A 19,497-nucleotide genomic window follows, 5' to 3' on the forward strand; every position below is an offset into this window, starting at 1 on the left:
GCGGCCGATCAGCTCGCCGCCGGCAACTCGACCGTGCCGTTACCGATCCACGGCCGATCGACCGAGGCGAGGCCAATCACCCGGCCCTGGATGTAATCGCAGCCCCAGTCGCGCAGCAGCGCGACCGACGCCTCGTCCTGCACCCATTCCGCGACCGTCTTGATCTGCAGCCGTCGCGCCAGCTCGACCAGCGTCTGCACGAAGGCGCGGTCGTCAGCCGAGCGCACGAGATTCTGCACGAAGGCGCCGTCGATCTTGACGATGTCGACGCCGAGCTTGCGCAGATTGCGGAACGAGGTGTGTCCGGCGCCGAAATCATCGATGGCAATTCGGCTGCCGAGATCTTTCAGCCGCGTCACGAAGCCGCGGAGATCGTCGACGTCCTGGATCTCGACCGTCTCGGTGATCTCGACGATCAGCCGTTCGGCGACCCCCGGATGGGCGCGCATCATGGACTCGATCGAGGCCCACCAGTCCGGATCCATGGTGGTCTCAGGCGAGATGTTGAGGCTCAGGGTGACGTCGGGCGTGCTCGCAAGCTCCGCCACCACCAGCTCCAGAATGCGGTGATCGACCAGGCGGATCAGGCCGAGACGTTCGGCGACCGGCACGACGTCCGGCGCCAGGAGGGCCCGACCGTCATCCTGGCGCATCCGCACCAGGCATTCATAGAAGGCGGGCGCAAGCGTGTTGGCATTCACCACCGGCTCGAACGCCGTGACGATGCGCCGCTCATTGAGCGCGGTCACGATCTCATCGGTGACGCGGATGTTGACCTTGCGCTGCGCGTCGCGCTCCACGTTCGGCCGCCAGGTCGAGAACGATCCGATGCGGCGGCGCTTGGCGGCGTCGAGCGTCTCATGGGCGCGGTTGACCGCCTCCTCGACCGAGCGGGCGTGACGGGGAACGCTGACTGCGCCGATCGTCGCGGTGACGGCGACCGGACCAGACTTGGTCGGCACCACCTCGTCGCGCACCGTCGCGAGGAAGCGTTCGGCGGCGGTGTTCATGTCGTCCATCGTACAGTTCTTCAGGATCAACCCGAACTTGTTGCCCGAGAACCGCCCGAGCGTGTCGCCGCCGCGGAGCCGGCCCCGGATGCGCTGGGCGATCTCCAGCACGACGCCGTCGGCGACGTCGAAGCCGAAGGCGTCGTTGATGCGCGCGAGATGATCGATGCCGACCAGCATGAAGGCGCAGGAGAAGCGGAAGCGCTGCGACTCCTCGATCACCTCGGCAAGCGTCGCCAACAGGTGCGTCCGGTTCAACTCGCCGGTCAGCGGATCGTGGCGTGACAGCTTGAGCAGTTGCTCCTCGCGGGCGTGGCGCTCGTTGTTGATCCGCACGATGCCCTGGGCACGCGATGGCCGCCCATCGGGGCCGGCGAACCAGCAGCCGGTCTCCTCGACCCAGATCAGCGGCGCACCCGCGTGGGTGCGCACGCCATATTCGATCCGGTACGGCGTGCCGGCGGCGCCATGCAGCGGCGCCGCCTGGTGCATGATCTCGGAGCGGATGCTGCGGTCCGGCTCGATGAGCTTGCTGAATTCGGCGCCGTTGCAGAGTTGCGGCAGCGGAACGTCGGCAAACACCGCCCCGACGTGATCGCTCCAGACGATCACGTCGCTCGCCAGATCCCAGACGAAGGCAGCTTGGCCCAGGGACGCCAGGATCATCGCGGTCTGTGGCAATTCGGATGTCAAGATCGCCTCGTTTCGGCACAGGCCGGCAAGGCCGGCGCTGATTTGGGAACGGCCGACGCGCATCAGCGCGAGCGGCGGCGGCCGACTTCGCGAATCAGACTACGCATCTCTGGTTAACGGAGAGCATGCCGAGGCGACGGGCGCGTGTCCGAGACGCGTCAACCATCTTTGGAACGTACAGCGCCCGACGCGCTTGGAACGGCATTGGCTTTGCGAGTTGGAATGGCGAAAGGCTCCGGCGTCCCATAACGTGACACGCGCGCCGGTAATGGTTGGGCAATGTTAACGATTGATCAGGACGAGGGCCGCCTGGACCGAACGGAGGAGACGTCGCGCTCGGTCGTGCTGCTGCCGGCCGGCACCAGCGACGAGCATTGCGCGCGCATGGTCCGCGCCTCCCGCCCCGACGCCAGCTTCGTCACCCATCTGATCGCGACCGCCGAGCACCTGCCACAGACCCGCACGCTGAGGCGCGCCGCGCCGGCAGACGTACACAACGCCTATGCGGCGAGGCTTCAACCGGTGACGCGGGCCGTCGGCCGGACCCGGCAAGTGATCTGAGGGCGGCTCGCCTGCGCGTCAGGCCTTTGGCGTGTCGGTTTTTGGCGGCTCTTGGGCCCCCGGGCCGGTCACCTCGGCCTGCAACTCCGGGGCAGCGCCTTTCGGCTCCGCAGCAGCCGGCCGCGGCACCGAGCGATCGAGCAGCACCGATTCGGCGACCGAGGCCGCTGCCGGCACGGCATCGGTGGACTCCTCGTCGGGTGCAGGAGGGACAGCGGCATCCGCCGGCTGAAGCTCTGCCCTGGCCGGTTCTTTGGCCGATTCTTCGATCAGCTCGGGCTCGGGATCAGAGACGGGCACGTCGGCAGGAACCGGCGCGGGAGCAGGCGCGGCTACGACGGCGCGGGCGGCGCGCTTGGTGCGCAGCGAGATGCCGCCGAAGAAATCGACCATCGCCAGCAGGGTCAGCAGCAGAAAGGTCGAATTCCCGAACTTCTGCCACATCACGAATTCCGCCGCGGCGCCGCCGAAGACCAGCAGCGACAGCAGATGATCGGTCAGATATTTCCCGTTCGGCTTCGCCGCCTTGATGATTTCGAGCAGCAGCAGCAGCACGCCCAGGGCCAGCAGCATGTCGCCGAGCGAGATCGTCCAGACCTCGCCGGACGGAAGCTGAAGGCGCAGCAGCGTCTCGCTGAAGGCGACCCCCGGCATCAGGAAGACGATCATGTTGTAGATCGCCAGCGGGATCAGCAGCAGCGGGAAACCGACCATGGACATCGGTTGAAGCCTTGGATGGCGCGGGCGGCGGCCCGGCGCAAAATCAATCGGTGCGAAGATGATGACAGCGAGACGGGATCACGCGGCACAGATACGCAACGGTCCCGGCGAATCACGTCGCACGGGACCGCTTTCAACCCCATCGATGGCCGAATTCGGGCAGCTTGGAAAGCGGCCCGCGCGGACAATCAGGCGTCTTTCTTCTTCAGAACCTGGCGGCCCTTGTACATGCCGGTCTTCAGGTCCAGGTGGTGTGGACGACGCAGCTCGCCGGAATCCTTGTCCTCGACATAGGTCGGCTTCTTGATGGCGTCAGCCGAGCGGCGCATGCCGCGGCGCGACGGCGAAGTTTTTCTTCTGGGGACGGCCATATCGGTATCCTCTAGGGGTATTTCGGAAGGCATCGTCCGCAAAGGGACGGCTGCAGCCATGAAGCTGGCGAGCCCGGATGCCGATCAAGGCCGCGCTTATAGAGGAAGGGGTGCGGCATGGCTAGGGCTCTCCGAGGCATTTTTGGCCAAAATTGCGCCCGCTCGGGTCTCAACGCCGCTCCCCCCAGCAGGTCTGCAGGCTGGAGGCCTGGGCCCGCACCATGTAGGTCGCCGACAGCCGCCGCACGCCCGGCCCCGGAGCCCGGGCACTGCGCCGGACGGGGTTCGGCAGAATCGAGGCCATCAGGGCCGCCTCGCGCGGGCCGAGCCCCGCGGCGGAGCGGTTGAAGGCGTAATTTGCGCCCGCCTCGACGCCGAACTGGCCGGATGGGCCAAGCTCGGCGATGTTGAGATAGATATCGAGAATGCGCCGCTTGCTGAGCACGAGATCGATCCATAGCGCCAGCGGCAGTTCCAGCGCCTTGCGGACATAGCTGCGGCCCTGCCAGAGGAACAGGTTCTTGGCAACCTGCTGGGTGATGGTCGAGCCGCCGCGGCTGACCTCGCCGTCCTCGGCGTCGTCCATGACCTCCCGCAGCGCCCCCCAGTCGATGCCGTGATGGCCGCAGAATTTGGCATCCTCCGCGGCCACCACCGAGCGGGGCAAATACGGCGACATCGCCGAGAGGTCGATCCAGTGCCGCGTTACCGGCTGCCCCGTCACCGACCGCCACAGCATCAGGGTCGAGACGGGGTGACCCACGGCATAGAACGGCGTCAGCGCGTAGGGCACGAGCAGCACCAGCACGACGATCAGGAGGATGGTTCTGACGGTACGCAAGGGCAGGCGTCGCTCGGGTTGGACCGCCGCGGCGGCGGACAATTGGCCGGGATTATCCGACATCTCCATGAGGTTTCCTGCTTTTTTCCGCAGTTGCGGCCGAAAGCCGCCACCGCCCCGGCAATTGACGAAGTCGCCGCCATCAACGATTGTCCGGCGAATTTTGCCCCTGGAGCTCTTGTTAAATGACTGCGACGGCCCTCACCGACTTCACCCAACGCCTGGACAAGACCGCGGAAGAGACCGAAGCCCTGCTCGGCGAGCTCCTCGGCGATGCGCCGCTGGCGGACGAGATCATCAGGCCGAAGCGGCTGATCGAGTCGATGCGCTATTCGAGCCTCAACGGCGGCAAGCGGCTGCGCCCGTTCCTGGTGGTCGAGAGCGCCGCCGTGTTCGGCGTGCCCCGGCGCGGCGCGCTGATGGCGGGCGCGGCGCTCGAATGCATCCACTGCTATTCCCTGATCCATGACGACCTGCCGGCGATGGACAATTCCGACCTGCGCCGGGGACGTCCGACCCTGCACAAGGCCTATGACGACGCCACCGCGATCCTGGCCGGCGACGCGTTGCTGACCATCGCCTTCGACATCATCACCCGCGACGAGATCCATCCCGATGCCGGCGTCCGGCTGGCGCTGACCCGGGCGCTGGCCCGCTGCGCCGGTGTCGGCGGCATGGCCGGCGGCCAGATCCTCGATCTGGCCGGCGAAGGCCGGTTCGGCGACCGCGACCCGGTCGACGTCGCTCGCGTGCAGCAGATGAAGACCGGCGCCCTGCTCCGCTTCGGCTGCATCGCCGGCGCCCTGCTCGGCCAGGCGTCGGCAGCCGAGTACCAGGCGCTCGACGATTACGGCCGCGCGCTCGGCGAAGCCTTCCAGATCGCCGACGACCTGCTCGATGTCGAGGGCGATGCCGCGACGCTCGGCAAGCCGGCCGGCGCCGACGCCGAGCTCGGCAAGACCACCTTCGTCACCCAGCTCGGCGTCGAGGGCGCCAGGCAGCGCGTCCGCGACCTCCTCGCCCGCGGCGATGCCGCGCTGTCGATCTTCGGCGCCAAGGGCGACGTGCTGCGCGCCGCCGCCCACTTCGTCGCCGAGCGCAAGAGCTGAGGCGAGGCGTTGGCCGGAGTCCATCCCGACGATCCGGACCTCGCTCGCTTCGCAAGCATGCCGGCTGCGTTGCGCGTCATCTATGCGCGGCCGCGCACCTTCGTTTCGCTGGGCATCGCGATCATCGCGTTCTTCCTGCTGCCGCAGGCGCTCCGCCTGATCACGCGGCTGCTGCTCGCCTGGGACATCTTCACCGCGCTCTACCTCGTGCTGGTCGCGGCGATGATGCTTCGCAGCGAGCATCATCACATCCGCCGCAAGGCGATCATGCAGGACGACGGCCGTTTCGTGATCCTGCTGGTCACGGCGCTCGGCGCCTTCGCCAGCATCGCCGCGATCGTGCTCGAGCTCGGCGCCTCCAAGCGCGACGCGCCGGCGCTGACGCTGGCGCTGCTCACCGTCTCGCTGTCCTGGGCCGCCGTGCATGCGACCTTCGCCCTGCACTACGCCCATGACTACTACCGCGGCGCCAAGCCCGGGGGCCTGCAATTCCCCAGCGGCGACACGGACGAGCACGCCGACTACTGGGACTTCGTCTACTTCTCCTTCGTCATCGGCATGACCGCCCAGGTCTCCGACGTCGGCATCACCGACAAGATCATCCGCCGCACCGCGACCGTGCACGGCATCATCTCGTTCGTCTACAACACCGCGCTGGTCGCCCTGATGGTCAACATCGCCGCCAGCGTAATCTCGTCCTGATCAGTTGCACACCTCGACGCTGGCGTTGTTGGCCGGACCACCGCCGCCACGATATTCGAGACGGCAGCCGGGCCTGACGGCGCGGCACAGATAGGCATCGCAATAGATCTGGCCGGTGGACTTCGGCGGCCGGGCGGCCTGGGTCTGCGGCCTGGCGTAGCCCGGCGCCGACCCGATGCCGAGGCCGACGCCGGCATTGGGAAGCGGCAGGCCGGGCTCGGGAGCAGCACGGGCGCGACGGCGCGACGGCATGTCCTCGTCGTCCTGCCCGCGCTTGGCGACCGGCTTCTTCTCGCGCCGCTTCTCGCATTCATTGTCGTCGTTGACGAACGAACCCTCGGCGCAAACGATGCGGGTGCAGCGGTCGCCGTCCGGCTTGGTGCCATGCTGGCAGACCAGCGGGCAGACGCGGGCCTGCTTGAGCTTGATCACCTGCAGCGCATCGGCCGAGGCCGCCTGGGTGTCGAGCTTGGTGCCCGCATAGCGGTTGAACTGCGACAGCGAGCGGCGCGAGGCCGAGCCCCAGTCGCCATCGGCGTCCTCGCTGAGGCAGCCGACGCGGCGAAGCTCGAGTTGAACAGATTTGGCGAGATCAGCCGGCTGCGATGGGGGAGTCAGCGAGGCGACCTCCGGCCCCTGCTGCAGGGCTGCGGCCGCCGGCGCGCCCGGCGATGTCGCCGCGCGCGGATTGTCGGCCGCCGCGAGCTGCTGCTCCTGCCGCTTCTTCTCGGCGTCGGCCGCCTGCTGCTGTGCCAGCTGATTGGCCTTCTCGGCAGCAATGCGCGCCTGCTCGGCCGCCTTGGCCTCGGCCTCCGCCTTGGCGAGGGTGTCCTTGCGCGCGCCCTCCGCGACGAGTCGCGCGCGCTCGGCCTCGGTGGCGCGGGCCTTCTCGGAAGCGGCGGCGCGATTCTCCTCGGCGGTGAGCTTTTCGAGCTGCAACTTGGCAAGGCTGGCATAGAAGCCGTCCGGATATTGCGCCAGGAACGCGTTCAGCGCGCCCTTGTTGCCGACCTGCATGGCGAGCTCGTAGTCGCGCCGGATGTCGGCCTGCGGATTTGCGGGCGGCGCGACCGGCATCTGCGTGACGACGCGCGGCACGCCAGGAACCAGCGGCACGTCCTCACCGCCAAGCGAGCCATACACGAACGGCTCCTGGCGGTTGCCGGTCGACTTCAGCACCTCGTCGCGCACGAAGCCGAACGCCTTGCGGACGTCGAGGCCGGGCGTCGCGATGTGCCGCGACAACGCCAGTGTAAAGGGGCTGTTCTTGCCGTCGCCGTCCTGCGCCGTGGAGCCGGCCTTCGCGGAGTAGGCGATCAGCGTATTGGGGCTGGTCGGCTCGACTTTGGCGAGGCCGCGGCCGAGGCTGCGGGTCGCCACCGTCCGCTGCATGTTGCGGGTGAACGGATTGTCGCGGCAGGCATCGAGAATGACCAGCCGCAGCTTCTTGGCCGGCTCGACGGCAACCAGGATGCGGTCGAGCGACAGCGTCTCGTCATAGACGTCGGTATCACGCTCGAGCCGGGCATCGATCGGGATCAGGTAGTTGGCCCCTTCGACTTCCATGCCGTGGCCCGCATAGTAGACCACGGCGATGTCGGCATCGCGCGCGGCGTCGGCAAAATCGCGCAGCGCCCGCCGGGTCTCACGGGCGGTGAGATCGCGCCTGTAATCGACGACGTCGAAGCCGGCGCTCTTGAAGGTCGCGGTCATCACCGCGCCGTCATTGGCGGGGTTCGTGAGCTGCGGCACGTTCTGATAGGCGGAGTTGCCGATGACGAGCGCCACCCGCTTCTCGGCGAGCGCGGGGTGGCCGATCAGCAGCAGCGCTGCCGTCAGGATGTAACCGCCCAATCGAAGTGACCAAGACATCGTACCCACCCCATACCGCTGGGAGATCTGCTGGGACCTGCCTATCAGAGTGCAGCCCATTCGGCTTGTGACCGGGATCACGCAGATTTATTCCCGATCGACCTGGCCTCGGCCATTATAGTCTGTCGCTGGCGCAATGACGCCAGTTCATGCCTTGCCAAGCGCCGCTTTGCATCGAAAATGCGATCCTTGTTTGTCCAGGTTCCCAGGGAGTTGGCCGTGAGCACAGACCGTTCCACCGTCGAGGCCGTCGTTCAGGGCTATTTCGATGCGCTCTACGAGGGCGACGCCGACAAGCTCGGTGCCGTGTTCCACCCCACCGCTGACCTGCGCTGGGTCGAGAATGGCGAGCTCAAGATCCTGACCGTGCCGGATTGGCTGGCCTGGGTGCGCAAGCGCCCGTCGGCGAAGGGCGAGGGCAAGCCGCGCGAGGACTTCATCGTCACCATCGATCGTTCGGACGACAAGACGGCCTTCATCAAGGTGCGCTGCCAGCTGCCGCCGCGCTATTTCACCGATTATCTCGTGGCGATGAAACTGAAGGACGGCTGGCAGATCGTGTCGAAGTCCTACCGCTACGACCTCCGGGATTGACGCCGGCGCAACGACGCCAAGCCCCCAGCCATGGAAGCTCACTTTCAGATATTCCTGATCCTGCTGGCCGTGTTGGCGGGAACCGCCCTGATCGCGCGACGCGCCAATCTCGCGCCGGCGATCCTCTTGATGCTCGCCGGCATCGCGCTCGCCTTCGTGCCGACGATGCCGGCGTTCGCGCTGCCGCCGGAGTTGGTCCTGCTGGTGGTGCTGCCGCCGCTGATCTATTCGTCGAGCGTCGCGATGAGCTGGCGCGAGTTCAAGCGCAATCTGCGGCCGATCGTGCTGCTCGCGGTCGGCTGCGTGATCTTCACGGCGTCCGCTGTGGCGACGGCGACCCACTATCTTCTCGGCCTGCCCTGGAGCATCGGCTTCCTGCTCGGCGCCATCGTGGCGCCGCCCGACGTCGTGGCGCCGCTCGCCATCGCCCGCCGGCTGCATCTGCCGCGCCGGGTCATGGTGATCCTCGAAGGCGAGGGCCTCGCCAATGACGCGACAGCGCTGATCCTCTATCGCTTCGCGGTGGCCGCCATCATCACCGGCGCCTTCTCCTTTCCGGTCGCGGCCGGCGAGTTCGGCCTGATCGTGGTTGGCGAGATCGCCTTCGGCATCGGCGTCGGCTGGCTGATGCTGCGCGCCCGTCACTATGCCCGCGACCCGCAGGTCGAGATCACCCTGTCGGTGCTGACGCCGTATCTGGCGTTCTGGATCCCCGAGCATGTCGGCGGCTCCGGCGTGATCGCGACCGTGGCCTGCGGCCTTTACATGAGCTGGAACGGCCCATTGTGGATCTCCTCGGCAACCCGCCTGCAGGGCGTCTTCTTCTGGGACCTGATGGTCTACCTGATCGAGGGCATGCTGTTCCTGCTGACCGGCTTCCAGATGCGGCTGATCTACGAGAAGTCGAAGATCTTCCCGCTCGACGAGATCATGATCGCGACCGCGCTGGTGCTCGCCATCGTCGTGATCGCGCGCTTCGCCTGGACCTTTCCGGCGACCATCCTGCCGCGCCTGCTGAGCTCTTCGCTCCGGGCCCGCGATCCGCTGCCGCCGTGGCGGCAGACCTTCATCATCGGCTTCACCGGCGTGCGCGGCACGGTCTCGCTCGCCACCGCGCTGGCGCTGCCGCTGACGCTCTCGACCGGCGATGCGTTTCCCTATCGCGACCAGATCCTGTTCATCGCCTTCGGCGTGATCTTCTTCACCCTGATCGGTCTCGGCCTGACCCTGCCGGCCGTCGTGCGCTGGCTCGGGGTCGGCAACCAGGGTCGCGCCGAGCATCAGCGCGAGCATGAGCAGGAGATCGCGGCCCGGCGCGAGGCGCTCGACAGCGCCCTGCGGTCGCTGGAGACGATGACCAGCGATCGCGAGCTGTCGGACGAGGTGGTGCGGCTGCTGCGGGCGCGCCACGAGGTACGGACCAACCAGCTCCCGGAAGGTCTGAGGCCCGAGGACAACGACGCCTCCGCGCTCGGCATCGAGCTGACCCGCGAGCTGATCACGGCAGAACGCAAATTCATCCACGTGATGCTGCGCGACGGCAAGATCACCGACGAGACCCGCCGCCGCATCGAGCGCGATCTCGATCTGGAAGAGGCGAGCCTCGCCAATCGCGAATATGGGCACGTGCCGCTGTAGGAGCTGAGGGCTGGTGGCGGGGTTGTAGGACGCGATGTTGCGGCAAACGCCGTCATTGCGAGCGCAGCGAAGCAATCCAGAAATCCTTGCGCGGCCCTGGATTGCTTCGCTTGCACTCGCAATGACGTGGATAGAGCCGCGCACATCTCTCCCCGCTATCGAGGGGAGCCTCACCCTCACCGCTCGATCATCCAGCGCGTCACGGCCTGATGGTAGTTCATCGGGCCGGGCACGGTCTTGTAGGTCTTCAAGTAGCGGAAGCCGGCCTTCTGCAGCGCGCGGTTGGGGGCGGTGTTGTATGCGTGCGGCTCGCAGAACAGCTGCTTGAGCTTGAGCCGCTCGAAATACAAATCGATGGTGCGGCGGACGCATGCGGTGCCGAGGCCGCGGCCGCGCAGCTCCGGCTCGGTGACGTGCAGATGCATGTGGGCGCGGTTGCCGAACACGATGCGGTCGCAACTGGAGAAGCCGATGGCGCGGCCGTCGAGCCGCCAGATCACCAGCAGCGCCGCGCGCTCGGCCAAGGGCGTGTCGTAGAGCGTCTGGAACAGTCCGGTCCACACCTGCCTGGTCGGCATCCGCGTCGGATCGATGCCCATCAGGTCGAGCTGCTCGATGCTCGACGAATAGAAGTAGTCGATGACCATCGAGGTCTCGGCGAGTTCCATTTCGCGGATGTCGAGATTCATCGAGGCGTCCTCTTCAGCAAGCCTCAAGGTGCTGATCATGCGGGCAGCAGTGGGGCGGGCGCCGTTCTGATGGGGGCAACCGCGACATCACGGCGTGCGTTGCAGCCGATCCGCGTGCAAAAATTTCAGACCGCGGCGCGCGGCACAAGCAGCCGTCGGTTGCAGGTCGGCTGTCGCTCTCACGGCAGGCCGATTGGACATGAAATCTAGCTGAGGACTCTTTCTCAAGCTCCCCGCCTGCGACAGAGGGATCGCATATGACGATCGGAGTTGTGCGACCGTCTGCTGCCACATCGTCATGGCCGGGCTCGTCCCGGCCATCCACGCCGCTCGGCATCCTCGGAACGACGTGGATGCCCGGGACAAGCCCGGACATGACGGAGTAACGAATGGTCAGGCCTTCTCGCCGCAAGCAACCGCCCGATCAACCCAGCGGACAGGAGGCGCCGCTGGCTGAGCCGGGACCAGCGTGCCGCCCTACTCCGCCGCGGTCACGTTCTCCGGCGCTTTCGCGCCGCTGCCGTAGCGCTGGTCGATGTAGTCGATGACCAGCGCCTTGAAGTCGGCGGCGATGGTGGGCCCGCGCAGGGTGCGGAACTTCTTGCCGTCGACGAAGACCGGCGCGGCCGGGGCCTCGCCGGTGCCAGGCAGCGAGATGCCGATATTGGCGTGCTTGGATTCGCCGGGGCCGTTGACGATGCAGCCCATGACGGCGACGTTGAGCGCTTCCACGCCGGGATATTGCGTCTTCCAGGCCGGCATCTCCTCGCGGATGAAATCCTGGATCGAGCGCGCCAGCTCCTGGAACGTGGTCGAGGTGGTGCGGCCGCAACCCGGGCACGCCGCGACCAGCGGCACGAAGGTGCGGAAGCCCATGGTCTGCAGCAGCTCCTGCGCGACCTGCACTTCGAGGGTGCGGTCGCCGCCGGGCTCCGGGGTCAGCGAGATGCGGATGGTGTCGCCGATGCCCTGCTGCAGCAGGATGCCGAGCGCCGCCGAGGAGGCGACGATGCCCTTCGAACCCATGCCGGCCTCGGTGAGGCCCAGATGGATGGCGTAGTCGGAGCGTGCGGCGAGGTCCTGATACACCGCGATCAGGTCCTGCACGGCCGAGACCTTGGCCGACAGGATGATGCGGTCCTTCGGCATGCCGAGCTCCTGGGCGCGGGCGGCCGACAGCAATGCCGACTGCACCATCGCTTCGCGCATCACCGCGCGGGCATCGCGCGGGCTCGCGGAAGCGGCGTTCTCGTCCATCAGCTTGCTGAGCAGCTCCTGGTCGAGCGAGCCCCAATTGGCGCCGATGCGCACCGGCTTGCCGTATTTGTTGGCGAGCTCGATGATGGTCGAGAACTGCGTGTCCCGCTTGTCCTTGAAGCCGACATTGCCGGGATTGATGCGGTATTTCGCCAGCGCCTCGGCGCAGGCCGGATAGTCGGTCAGCAGCTTGTGGCCGATATAGTGGAAGTCGCCGATCAAGGGCGTGGTGATGCCGCGCTTGTCGAGCTGCTCGCGGATCTGCGGGACGGCCGCGGCGGCCTCCTCGCGGTCGACCGTGATGCGGACCATCTCGGACCCGGCGCGCGCCAGCGCTGCAACCTGGGCCACCGTCTGGTCGACGTCGGCGGTGTCAGTGTTGGTCATCGACTGCACCACGATCGGGGCGCCGCCGCCGACGGCGACGTTGCCGACCATGACGCGGGTGGTCTGATGCCGGGGAGCGGGTCCGGCGACATCGGACGCTGAGGTGTTCTCGGTCAGGATCTCGGGCTTGTTCATGGGCGCTCGGATATCAGGTTTTGGTGACATTCAGCAATGGATCAGTCGCGGCCAGCACCACGCGGTTCGGGCGGTTTACGAGAAAAAGCCCAACGATCACAAGCACGGCAGCCAGGCCAAAGGCCAGCGTCAGGGCGTCATGCAGGATGAAATAGCTCGCCACCACCCCGAATAAAGGGGTGATGAAGGTAAATGCCGACAATTTGCTGGCCGAGTAGGCCTTGATCAACGCGAACCAGATCGTGAACGTGGTCCCGACCACCCAGATCGACTGGTACGCCATCAGGCCGATCACGAACGGGCTGGGAACCTGGGTCAACCGCTCCCCGGCAATGAGCGCCGCCACGGCCATGATCGGGACGGAGACCGCGACCTGGTACCCCAATGCCCGCTCGGGCGCGATGAAGCGCAGCCGGGTGCCTTTGACGAACACCGTGGTCACACCCCAGAGCAGGCCGCCGCCGACCACCAGGAGATCGCCGAGCAGCACGCGGCCGTCGACATCGGCCTGGGGAATGCCGATCGCCAGCGCCACACCGGTGAAGCTGAGCGCCAGCCCGCCCCATTGCGCCGGCCCCATCCGCTCGCCGAGGAAGCGGAACGAGCCGAGCGCGACGAAGAACGGCGCGGTATACAGGAACACGATGGCGCGCGACGCCGAGGTCAGCAGCAGGCCCTGATAGATCAGCACGAATTCCAAGCCGAACAGCAGGCCTGCCACCAGGCCGAGCCCCAGCGTGCCGTCGCGCTTGAACATCTTCACGCCGCGCACCCGCGCGAACACCAGTAGCACCGGCAGCGCACCGAGCGAACGGAAGGTGGCCTGCAGCAGCGGCGGAATTTCAGGCAGCGCGAGCTTCACCGCGATCTGATTGAACGCCCAGGACAGGCACAGCACGAGGATGACGGCGATCGCGCCCAGGCCGAGCGGCCGGGTCGCGGCGGATGAGGTTGACGTTGCGGACACGAGGACGTTGGCTCCCTGGCGCGTTTCTTTGTATTCGGACCGCCATCAAGGTGTGGTCAGCTTTGTCTTTGTCGGTCGGAGATGATGCGGAGGTAGAGCGGCGGCGGTGCTGGCCTCTCCCTGCGCGCACCGTTCTCGCGCTGAACCTCGAATACGACAGTCATTCACACGTGTATAGCTTCGGCCGCAGTGACGGACCTCACGCGGCCCTCTGGCAATGCGCGCACAACCCGGTGATCTCGACGACGGAAAGCTTCGGTGTGAAGCCCGTTGCCGCAGCGGCCAGCTTCAGGCTTTCCGCGATCGGCGCAGCCGGAACCTCGCCAACGGCGCCGCAGCTCTCGCAGATCAGGAACGCCACCAGCGCGGTCTGCTCGTGGTCGTGGGCGCAGGCGAGGAAGGCATTTCGGCTCTCGATGCGGTGCACCAGGCCGTTCGCCATCAGGAACTCGAGCGCGCGGTACACGGTGATCGGCGCGGGCCGCGCGGTGACCTTGGCAAGTTCCTCGATGATCTCGTAGGCCCCGAGCGGCCGGTGGCTCGACAGCAGCGCCTCCAACACCTGGCGGCGCTGCGACGTGAACTTCTGGCCGCGCTGAGCGCAGATGCGCTCGGCATGGTCCAGGGCATCGGCCGCGCAGCGGCCATGGTCGTGGTCCGGCGCCGGGAAGGTGGGCTTTGCGAGGGTCATTGCCGACAATCTAGCATCTCGGGCCGGTCTCGCCAAAGGCCGCGGCCGAGCCATGCATCTTCGGCGGGGCCGGTGCGCTCGGCGGGGCCATCAAATATTCATAAGCTTGCTTATTATATCGGAAGCTCATTACAGCCAAAGCTCAATTTCTTCCGCCACTGAATCGAGATCCGCCATGACCCGCACGTCCGCGGACGTGAATTTCCTGTTTACGCTCGGCGAGCTGCAGCGCCTGGTGCGCGCCTATGCCGACAAGGAGGCGGCGCGCTTCGGCATGACCCGCGCGCAATGGGCCGTGCTGGCCAAGGTGGAGCGCAACGAGGGGATGAAGCAGTCCGAGCTCGCCGAGCAGATGGAGATGCAGCCGATCACGCTGACGCGGCTGATCGACAAGCTCGCCGACGCTGGGCTGATCGAGCGGCGCGGCGACGACACCGACCGCCGCGTCAACCGGCTCTATCTGAAGAAGGCCGCGCGTCCGCTGCTCGCGAAGCTCGCGGTGCTGCGCGGCGATCTGACCGACACCGCCCTTCAGGGCATCAGCGCCGACGACGCCGAGCGGCTGATGACCCACCTCGAGGCCATCAAAGAAAACGTGAGAAACGCCCTGCAGTCGTTGTGCGACGAGCAGCGAAAGGAGCAGCACTATGGCTGAGCCCGCCCTGAAACTCGCCCCCGAACAGAAAGCCGGCTCGGATGCGGCGGCCGACGCCGAAAAGCCGGCGCGCCCCGGATTCGTCCGCCGCTACCGTCGCACGCTGCTGCTGGTCGTGCTGCCGCTCGTCGCCGCCGTCGGCGGCCTCGTGCTCTATCTCAACGGCGGCCGCTACGTGACGACAGACGACGCCTATGTCGGCGCCCAGAAGGTGCTCATCACCCCCGACATCTCCGGCAAGATCATCAAGGTCGTCGTCAAGGAAGGCCAGCAGGTGCAAAAGGGCGACGAGCTGTTCGAGATCGATCCCGTACCCTACCGCCTCGCGGTCGACCAGACCAAGGCGGCGCTGGAGCAGGCGCGGACCACCTACGACAACCTCACCGCCAACATCAAGATCTACGGCCAGATGCTCGACCTGGCCCAGCAGGGCATCGAGCTGAAGCAGAAGGACGTCGAACGCAAGCAGACGCTCGCCAAGAACAATTTCGGCTCGCAGCTCGACCTCGACAATGCCGCCAATGCGCTGGTGACGGCGAGCGCGCAGGCGCAGTACATCAAGCAGCAGCTATCGAACGCGAAAACGCAGCTGCTCGGCAATCCCGAGCTGCCGCTGGAGCAGTTCCCGCCCTACATCCAGGCCAGGGCCAAGCTCGAGGACGCCCAGCGCGATCTCGACCACACCACCTTGCGCGCGCCGATGCCTGGCATCGCCACGCAGGTCGACCAGATCCAGCTCGGCCGCTTCGTCACCGCGGGCACGCCGGTGTTCTCGGTGATCGATGTCGGCAATCCCTGGGTCGACGCCAATCCGAAGGAGAGCGACTTCACCTATGTCGCGGTCGGCCAGTCGGTCGAACTCGACGTCGACGCCTTCCCGAACCATCGCTTCAAGGGCACGGTCGGCTCGCTGTCGCCGGGCACCGGCGCGCAGTTCGCGATCCTGCCGCCGCAGAACGCGAGCGGAAACTTCGTCAAGGTCGTGCAGCGCGTGCCTGTGCGGATCCATTTCGACAAGACCGACAGGTTCGTCGCCAGGCTGAAGGCCGGCATGAGCGTCAACGTATCGATCGACACCGGCCACGAGCGCACGCTGGCCGGGCTGTTCGGAGCGGCGCATGCGGCGGAGAAGGAGGAGTAGCGCGCCATGACTGCGCCGGCGGCCTCATCATCGGCGGTTCCGGGATTCCGCCGCAACATGGTGACGATCTGCGCCATGACGGCGACGATCATGCAGGCGCTCGACACCACCATCGCCAACGTCGCCCTGCCCTACATGCAGGGTACGCTGTCGGCCTCGCAGGACCAGATCAACTGGGTGCTGACGTCCTACATCGTCGCGGCCGCGATCATGACCGCGCCGGTGGGATGGATCGCCAACCGCTTCGGCCGCAAGCGCACCTTCATCGTCTGCTCGGCCGGCTTCACCATCGCGTCCGTGATGTGCGGGCTTGCCCAGGACATCACGCAGATGGTGCTGTTCCGCCTCTTGCAGGGCGTGTTCGGCGCCTCCCTGGTACCGCTGTCGCAGGCCGTGATGCTCGATTCCTACGCGCTGCATGAGCGCGCCAAGGCGATGGCGATCTGGGGTATGGGCGTGATGCTCGGTCCGATCATGGGGCCGTCGCTGGGCGCCTGGCTGACCGAGACCTATTCCTGGCATTGGGTGTTCTTCGTCAACCTGCCGTTCGGCGCCGTGACCGTGCTCGGCCTGATGGCGTTCATGGAGGAGACCAAGCCGAACGCGGAACTGACCTTCGACTGGTTCGGCTTCGCTGCGCTCGCCATCGGCATCGGCTCGCTGCAGATCGCACTCGACCGCGGCGAGGATCAGGGCTGGCTGGAGAGCAACGAGATCATCATCGAGTTCATCGTCGCCGGCGTCGGCTTCTACTATTTCCTGGCGCATTCGCTGACGACGCAGCGCCCGTTCATCCAGTTCGCGCTGTTCAAGGACCGCAATTTCGTCGGCGGCTGCGTGTTCATGACCGTGATGGGCCTCGTGCTGTTCTCGACCATGGCGCTGTCCTCGCCCTATCTGCAGAACGTCATCGGCTATCCCATCATCACCGCCGGCGTGCTGTTGGCGACGCGCGGCTGCGGTACGTTCGTCGCGATGATGCTGGTCGGGCGGATGCTGCGCTATATCGAGGCCCGCACCTTGATCGTCGTCGGGCTTGCGCTCACGGCGCTGTCGCTGTTCCAGATGACGGCGTGGACCGACCAGACCGGCGTGCCGGAGATCATCACCATCAGCATCATGCAGGGGTTTGGCTTCGGCCTCGTCTTCGTGCCGCTGTCGACGGTTGCGTTCCTGACGCTGCCGGGCGAGCTACGGACTGATGGAACCTCGATGCTGACCCTGGTGCGAAATGTCGCAAGCTCGATCGGCATCTCCATTGCGATCGCGCAGCTCACCGAGGGAACGCGGCGAAACCACGCGATCCTGGTCGAGCACATCAACCCGTTCAATCACGCGCTGCAGATGCCCAATGTTGCCGGCCTGCTGAACCTGTCCACGGATGCCGGCCGCGCGATGGCCGATGCGATGGTGATGGTGCAGGCGCAGATCCTCGCCTTCTCGCACGACTACCAGCTGGTCATGATGTTCATCCTGGTCTCGATCCCGCTCGCGGTCATGATCGGCTCGACTCGGACGGCACTGCGCGCGCAGGCGGCACCGGCCGATCACGCGGTGATGGAGTGACCGTTCCCCGCGACGGAAAAAGCGTGCGCTGTTGAGACGCAGCGGGACCGGGATAGCAAAAAGGTGACCGCGACGTGATGGATTTGTAACTTCAATCCGGCGCGTTTCCGGCTATCTTCTGCTCACCCCACTCGGTTCTCTGCGTATGAGTTGCGCGCAGGGACTGCACTTCATGAGCGCCCCACTCGTGATGTGCCGGGCGGGGGCGGTGGCTCCTCCAGCGCCGCCCCCAGCCCCGGGGGAATTGGTCGCTCGCGTCGCGGGCTGACGGTATCAAGAATCTCAAACCGAGAACCTCCGCTGTCGTCCCGGGCAAGCCCGATGACGCAAAGCGTCAGCGGGCGCCGACCCGTCTGCCACGCCGTCTGCGTCGCGCTCGCCACCTCGGCACGGGTGCTCGCGGTCTTGTTGGCGATGTCGCGCTCGTCGAAGAAGTTCTCGGCGTTGAAGAACGAGATGTCGGTCTGGTCGAGCTTGGTCAGCGACACCGATTCCAGCTCCAGGCCGTTGGACTGCACGTCGGCCTCGACCGCGGCCTGGACGTGCTTGACGAAATCCGAGCGCTTCTCCTGCAGGTCCAACAGCTCCATCGTCGCCGCGACCGAGCGCAGGCCGTCGACGAACTTGGCCTCGACGCCATGCCCATGCCGATATGTCGCGCCGCTGCTGGCCGGCGGTTTAAGGCTGGCGAACAATCTCTGGTAATCGTTAAGGGGGCTGGTAGCGACGACGGCAAATGCACCGCAGTGACGTGTACCGCCAAAGACCTCGCCGCGCGCGTGCGGCCCTGTCTCGAGGGAGGCGCCGTCAGTCCAGCAATTCGCGGCAGCCGAGATCGTCGAACGCAAGGAAGATGCGCTCGAGATTATTCCACCAGATCACCGGCGGGAGCTGGATCGCCCATTGCCAGACCGGCTGGGCGATGTGCCAGAGCACGGCGAGACGATAGTCCTGATCCAGCGACGCCCTGTCGTAGCCGGTCACACCGCCTGCGACCAATGTCTGATGATAGCTGTCGAGCAACGGCCGCTCGATCCGCGCCCGACGGTCGGGATAGATCTGCAGCGCGATCATGTAGGCGAGATCGTTCGCGGGCACGCCGATCCGCCACTGGTCGAAATCAAACGCGCGCACGTCGTCGCTGTCGGCGGCCTTCGGCACCAGAAAATTCCAGACATGCGCGTCGCCATGCGCAATGCTGAGGTTTCGCCGCGACAGATAGCGTTCCGAGAGCCGCGGCGTCGCCGCCATCAGGCGTTCGTAGACCGCGCGCCGGTCCGCGCTCAGGCGGTCTCCCAACTGATCGGCGAAGCGCTGATAGTGGCCGGCAAAGGTCCTGCCGCGCTCGGCGCGCTCGTCCGCGGTCGCGAAGCTGCCGATGGACACGCCAAGCCGCGGATCGTCCCACCACGCCGCATGCAGCCGCGCCAGCGCCCGCACGATCCCCTCGGCCTGGGGCAGCGCGGGCGGCAGCGGCCATGGCGTCGCCGTCTGGTGCGTGTCGGTGAGATCCTCGAGCAACAAGTGCCAGGTGAGCGCGGCTTCGTCCCACGCGCCGCCGTAAGAGCCGGGCACCAGGCCCGTCGGCATGAGCCGCGCCAGTCCGCGATAAAAGTTGACCTCGTGGCGCCCGCCCCGCCACAGCGTCTTGGCGAAGGCCGGCATCGGGATTTTCAGGATCAGCGCCTTCGGCGCGTCCGGAGCCGCGCCGCTATAAGACAAACCAAGGCGGATGATGCGCGACAACAGCATCGGCCGGTCGCTGATCACGGCGACGTCCGAGACCGCGCCGGACTCGAGCACACCCGCCTCACGCATCGTCGCCGTCAACGCGGCTGGCTTGGCAACGGACGGCAAGTCGGTGGAGGACATATAGGCGCCGTCCCTTCAGGGTTGCA

Annotated in this window: 18 protein-coding genes and 1 pseudogene; 8 read left to right on the forward strand and 11 right to left on the reverse strand. The window is 66.6% G+C overall.

Going from position 1 to position 19,497, the window contains the following annotated elements:
• Positions 1–8: 8 nt before the first annotated feature.
• On the reverse strand, positions 9–1,676 hold the full coding sequence (locus QX132_RS11450; RefSeq protein WP_315735742.1) for a bifunctional diguanylate cyclase/phosphodiesterase: 1,668 nt from the start codon (positions 1,674–1,676) through the stop codon (positions 9–11).
• Positions 1,677–1,982: 306 nt separating this feature from the next.
• Between QX132_RS11450 and QX132_RS11455 the strand changes: the two genes are divergently transcribed.
• Positions 1,983–2,264 carry a hypothetical protein gene (locus QX132_RS11455; RefSeq protein ID WP_316161197.1) on the forward strand — a complete coding sequence of 94 codons (282 nt, stop codon included), beginning with the start codon at positions 1,983–1,985 and terminating at the stop codon, positions 2,262–2,264.
• Positions 2,265–2,282: 18 nt separating this feature from the next.
• Here the strand turns inward: QX132_RS11455 and QX132_RS11460 are convergent, their stop codons facing one another.
• From QX132_RS11460 to QX132_RS11470, 3 genes are all read right to left on the reverse strand, one after another.
• The gene (locus tag QX132_RS11460) at positions 2,283–2,984 is read right to left on the reverse strand and encodes a hypothetical protein (protein WP_315775714.1); all 702 of its coding nucleotides are present in this window, start codon (positions 2,982–2,984) and stop codon (positions 2,283–2,285) included.
• 188 nt (positions 2,985–3,172) lie between these two features.
• Positions 3,173–3,355, reverse strand: coding sequence for a 50S ribosomal protein L32 (gene rpmF, locus QX132_RS11465; protein WP_006610266.1), 183 nt, complete (start codon positions 3,353–3,355; stop codon positions 3,173–3,175).
• 169 nt (positions 3,356–3,524) lie between these two features.
• The gene (locus QX132_RS11470; protein WP_316161358.1) at positions 3,525–4,196 is read right to left on the reverse strand and encodes a transglycosylase domain-containing protein; all 672 of its coding nucleotides are present in this window, start codon (positions 4,194–4,196) and stop codon (positions 3,525–3,527) included.
• A 185-nt stretch (positions 4,197–4,381) separates the two neighbouring features.
• Here QX132_RS11470 and QX132_RS11475 point away from each other — a divergent pair, with 185 nt between their 5' ends.
• Both QX132_RS11475 and QX132_RS11480 read left to right on the forward strand, forming a co-directional pair.
• Positions 4,382–5,305: a farnesyl diphosphate synthase gene (locus QX132_RS11475; protein WP_315735280.1), complete on the forward strand. Its 924-nt coding sequence runs from the start codon at positions 4,382–4,384 to the stop codon at positions 5,303–5,305.
• A gap of 9 nt (positions 5,306–5,314) precedes the next feature.
• Positions 5,315–6,007, forward strand: coding sequence for a DUF1345 domain-containing protein (locus tag QX132_RS11480; protein WP_315783363.1), 693 nt, complete (start codon positions 5,315–5,317; stop codon positions 6,005–6,007).
• Here QX132_RS11480 and QX132_RS11485 read toward each other — a convergent pair whose 3' ends face one another.
• The gene (locus QX132_RS11485; protein ID WP_315783365.1) at positions 6,008–7,879 is read right to left on the reverse strand and encodes a caspase domain-containing protein; all 1,872 of its coding nucleotides are present in this window, start codon (positions 7,877–7,879) and stop codon (positions 6,008–6,010) included.
• A 219-nt stretch (positions 7,880–8,098) separates the two neighbouring features.
• On the opposite strand from QX132_RS11485, the gene QX132_RS11490 reads away from it, so the two are divergent.
• Both QX132_RS11490 and QX132_RS11495 read left to right on the forward strand, forming a co-directional pair.
• Entirely contained in the window at positions 8,099–8,473 is a 375-nt protein-coding gene (locus QX132_RS11490; protein ID WP_315775717.1) for a nuclear transport factor 2 family protein, read from the forward strand.
• 30 nt (positions 8,474–8,503) lie between these two features.
• A complete protein-coding gene (locus QX132_RS11495) occupies positions 8,504–10,111 on the forward strand; it encodes a Na+/H+ antiporter (protein WP_316161198.1) in 1,608 nt (535 codons plus the stop codon).
• Positions 10,112–10,287: 176 nt separating this feature from the next.
• Here QX132_RS11495 and QX132_RS11500 read toward each other — a convergent pair whose 3' ends face one another.
• From QX132_RS11500 to QX132_RS11515, 4 genes are all read right to left on the reverse strand, one after another.
• Entirely contained in the window at positions 10,288–10,800 is a 513-nt protein-coding gene (locus QX132_RS11500; RefSeq protein ID WP_315783369.1) for a GNAT family protein, read from the reverse strand.
• A 477-nt stretch (positions 10,801–11,277) separates the two neighbouring features.
• Complete coding sequence (gene ispG / locus QX132_RS11505; RefSeq protein WP_315797267.1) at positions 11,278–12,579, reverse strand: flavodoxin-dependent (E)-4-hydroxy-3-methylbut-2-enyl-diphosphate synthase; 1,302 nt, start codon at positions 12,577–12,579, stop codon at positions 11,278–11,280.
• Between the two features lie 13 nt (positions 12,580–12,592).
• Positions 12,593–13,546: a DMT family transporter gene (locus QX132_RS11510; protein ID WP_316161200.1), complete on the reverse strand. Its 954-nt coding sequence runs from the start codon at positions 13,544–13,546 to the stop codon at positions 12,593–12,595.
• A 199-nt stretch (positions 13,547–13,745) separates the two neighbouring features.
• Positions 13,746–14,237: a Fur family transcriptional regulator gene (locus QX132_RS11515; protein ID WP_315756867.1), complete on the reverse strand. Its 492-nt coding sequence runs from the start codon at positions 14,235–14,237 to the stop codon at positions 13,746–13,748.
• A gap of 175 nt (positions 14,238–14,412) precedes the next feature.
• Here QX132_RS11515 and QX132_RS11520 point away from each other — a divergent pair, with 175 nt between their 5' ends.
• From QX132_RS11520 to QX132_RS11530, 3 genes are read left to right on the forward strand one after another with little or no spacing between them, the layout of a single operon-like run.
• Positions 14,413–14,892, forward strand: coding sequence for a MarR family transcriptional regulator (locus QX132_RS11520; RefSeq protein WP_315735298.1), 480 nt, complete (start codon positions 14,413–14,415; stop codon positions 14,890–14,892).
• Complete coding sequence (locus QX132_RS11525; protein WP_316161201.1) at positions 14,885–16,033, forward strand: HlyD family secretion protein; 1,149 nt, start codon at positions 14,885–14,887, stop codon at positions 16,031–16,033. The genes QX132_RS11520 and QX132_RS11525 overlap by 8 nt, the downstream gene beginning before the upstream one ends.
• A 6-nt stretch (positions 16,034–16,039) precedes the next feature.
• Complete coding sequence (locus tag QX132_RS11530) at positions 16,040–17,599, forward strand: DHA2 family efflux MFS transporter permease subunit (RefSeq protein ID WP_315735301.1); 1,560 nt, start codon at positions 16,040–16,042, stop codon at positions 17,597–17,599.
• 359 nt (positions 17,600–17,958) lie between these two features.
• Here QX132_RS11530 and QX132_RS11535 read toward each other — a convergent pair.
• Together QX132_RS11535 and QX132_RS11540 are read right to left on the reverse strand one after the other, a co-directional pair.
• Positions 17,959–18,234 (reverse strand): annotated as a pseudogene (locus tag QX132_RS11535) (SPFH domain-containing protein); the annotation flags it as partial.
• A 172-nt stretch (positions 18,235–18,406) separates the two neighbouring features.
• Positions 18,407–19,471 (reverse strand): phosphotransferase, encoded by a 1,065-nt coding sequence (locus QX132_RS11540; protein ID WP_315812097.1) that lies wholly within the window; start codon positions 19,469–19,471, stop codon positions 18,407–18,409.
• Positions 19,472–19,497: the final 26 nt, after the last annotated feature.

The sequence above is a fragment of the Bradyrhizobium sp. SZCCHNRI20481 genome, from assembly GCF_032485055.1.
Taxonomy (GTDB): domain Bacteria; phylum Pseudomonadota; class Alphaproteobacteria; order Rhizobiales; family Xanthobacteraceae; genus Bradyrhizobium.